Source organism: Streptomyces katrae (genome assembly GCF_000966975.1).
In the GTDB taxonomy this organism is placed as follows: Bacteria; Actinomycetota; Actinomycetes; order Streptomycetales; family Streptomycetaceae; genus Streptomyces; species Streptomyces katrae.
In genome coordinates, this window is the sequence record NZ_JZWV01001152.1 from 1 (window position 1) to 2,129 (window position 2,129).

At 72.2% G+C, this 2,129-nt stretch carries 2 protein-coding genes and 1 pseudogene; all 3 read left to right on the plus strand.

Annotated features, from left to right (window positions below):
* Nucleotides 1–373, plus strand: a pseudogene (locus tag VR44_RS34040) (urease subunit alpha); the annotation flags it as partial.
* A gap of 32 nt (nt 374–405) precedes the next feature.
* Nucleotides 406–1,461, plus strand: a complete 1,056-nt coding sequence (locus tag VR44_RS34045) for an agmatine deiminase family protein (RefSeq protein ID WP_045951506.1) — start codon at nt 406–408, stop codon at nt 1,459–1,461.
* A gap of 37 nt (nt 1,462–1,498) precedes the next feature.
* Nucleotides 1,499–2,113, plus strand: coding sequence for a TetR/AcrR family transcriptional regulator (locus tag VR44_RS34050; protein WP_045951507.1), 615 nt, complete (start codon nt 1,499–1,501; stop codon nt 2,111–2,113).
* Nucleotides 2,114–2,129 lie beyond the last annotated feature (16 nt).

Genomic DNA, 2,129 nt, shown 5'->3' on the forward strand with positions numbered 1-2,129 from the left:
CAAGCCCCAGCTCGTCCTGAAGTCCGGCTTCCCGGCCTACGGCGTCACCGGCGACCCCAACGCCGCCACCGACACCTGCGAACCGCTGGTCCTCGGACCGCAGTTCGGCTCCTACGGGGCCACGGCCGCCGACATCTCCGTGGCCTTCGTCTCGGCGGCCGCCGCCGCCCTCGGCTCCGACGAGATGCCGACCCGCCGCCGCCGGGTCGCCGTACGCGGCACCCGCGGCATCGGCCCCAAGGACATGCTCCTCAACTCCCGGGTGGGCGCGGTCGATGTGGACGCGCGCAGCGGACTCGTCTCCCTCGACGGGGAACCGCTGCGCTCCGAAGCCGCCGATTCGGTCTCCCTCAACCGCCTGTACTTCCTGTAGACGGCACCGCCCGTCAGCCCTAAGGACCTCCCATGACTGCACAGCCCGAGAACTCCGCCAAGCCCGCCGCCAACGGCTTCCGGATGCCCGCCGAGTGGACCCCCCACGAGCGCACCTGGATGGCCTGGCCCAGCCCCAATGCCACCTTCACCGACGAGCGGGAGCTCGCCGAGGCGCGCCAGGCCTGGGGCGCCGTCGCCCGCGCGGTGCGCTCGTACGAGCCGGTGACCCTCGTGGTCTCCCCGGGCGACGCCGACAGCGCCCGCGCCATCGTCGGCGAGGACGTCGAGCTGGTCGAGCGCGACCTCGACGACGCCTGGATGCGCGACATCGGCCCGACCTTCGTCACCAACGACGCCGGCGAGCTGGCCGCCGTCGACTGGACCTTCAACGGCTGGGGCGCCCAGGAATGGGCCAGCTGGGACCACGACTCCAAGATCGCCCGGCACATCTCCGACATCGTCGGCACCCGTACCTTCAGCACCCCGCTGGTCAACGAGGGCGGCGCCATCCACGTCGACGGGGAGGGCACCGTGCTCCTCACCGACACCGTGCAGCTGGGCAAGGGCCGCAACCCCGACTGGACCCGCGAGGAGGTCGAGCGGGAGATCCACGCCCACCTCGGCACCACCAAGGCCATCTGGCTGCCCTACGGCCTGGCCGGCGACTACGGCACCTACGGCACCCAGGGCCACGTCGACATCGTCGCCGCCTTCGCCCGCCCCGGCGTGGTCATGGTCCACACCCAGCCCGACCCGGCCCACCCGGACCACGAGCGCTGCAAGACCATCGCCGCCATCCTGCGCGCCTCCACCGACGCCCGGGGCCGCCGCCTGGAGGTCGTCGAGATCCCGGCGCCCACGGTGCTGGAGGAGGACGGCGAGTGGGTGGACTACTCGTACATCAACCACTACCTCTGCAACGGCGGCGTGGTCCTGTGCGCCTTCGACGACCCGCGCGACGAGGAGGCGGCCGAGATCTTCCGCGGACTCTTCCCCGAGCGGACCGTGACCCTCGTTGACGCACGTACGATTTTCGCCGGGGGTGGCGGCATCCACTGCATCACCCAGCAGCAGCCGAAGGTCTGACCCGAGGCGGCTCTCGTGACCTGACGAAGGAGAGACCATGGCGGCGGGCGGAGTACCGGTACGGGCGGCGCGCAAGAACGCGCCCCCGCGCGAGGACGTACTCGTCGCCGCCATGGCCACGATCGCCGAGCGCGGGCTCGACGGGCTGACCATGGCCGGCCTCGGCCGGCAGGTCGGCATGAGCAGCGGCCACCTCCTCTACTACTTCCGCAGCAAGGACGAGCTCCTGCTGCAGACCCTGGAGTGGAGCGAGGCGGAACTCGGCGCCCGCCGCCGGTCCCTGCTCTCGCGCCGCGAGAGCGCGGGCGAACGGCTGCGCGCGTACGTGGACCTCTACGTGCCCGACGGCGCCCGGGACCCGCACTGGACGCTGTGGCTGGAGGTCTGGAACCGCTCCCAGAACGCGGGCCCGGCCGAACGCGACCGGCAGGCCGCCATCGAGGGCGCCTGGCACCGCGACCTGGTCGCCCTGCTCGCCGAGGGGATCTCGCGCGGGGAGTTCCGCACGGTGGACCCCGACCGCTTCGCCGCCCGGCTGCGGGCCCTGCTCGACGGGTTCAGCATCCAGGTGGCCGTCGGCCTGCCCGGCATAGGGCGCGAGGACATCCTGGAACACGTCCGCGAATTCCTCACCCAGACCCTCGCGGCCTAAGCCGTCTCTTCCGGAT

Coding starts and splice junctions, on each gene's coding strand:
- VR44_RS34045 (WP_045951506.1), top strand. CDS start 406: ATGACTGCACAGCCCGAGAACTCCGCCAAGCCCGCCGCCAACGGCTTC.
- VR44_RS34050 (WP_045951507.1), top strand. CDS start 1,499: ATGGCGGCGGGCGGAGTACCGGTACGGGCGGCGCGCAAGAACGCGCCC.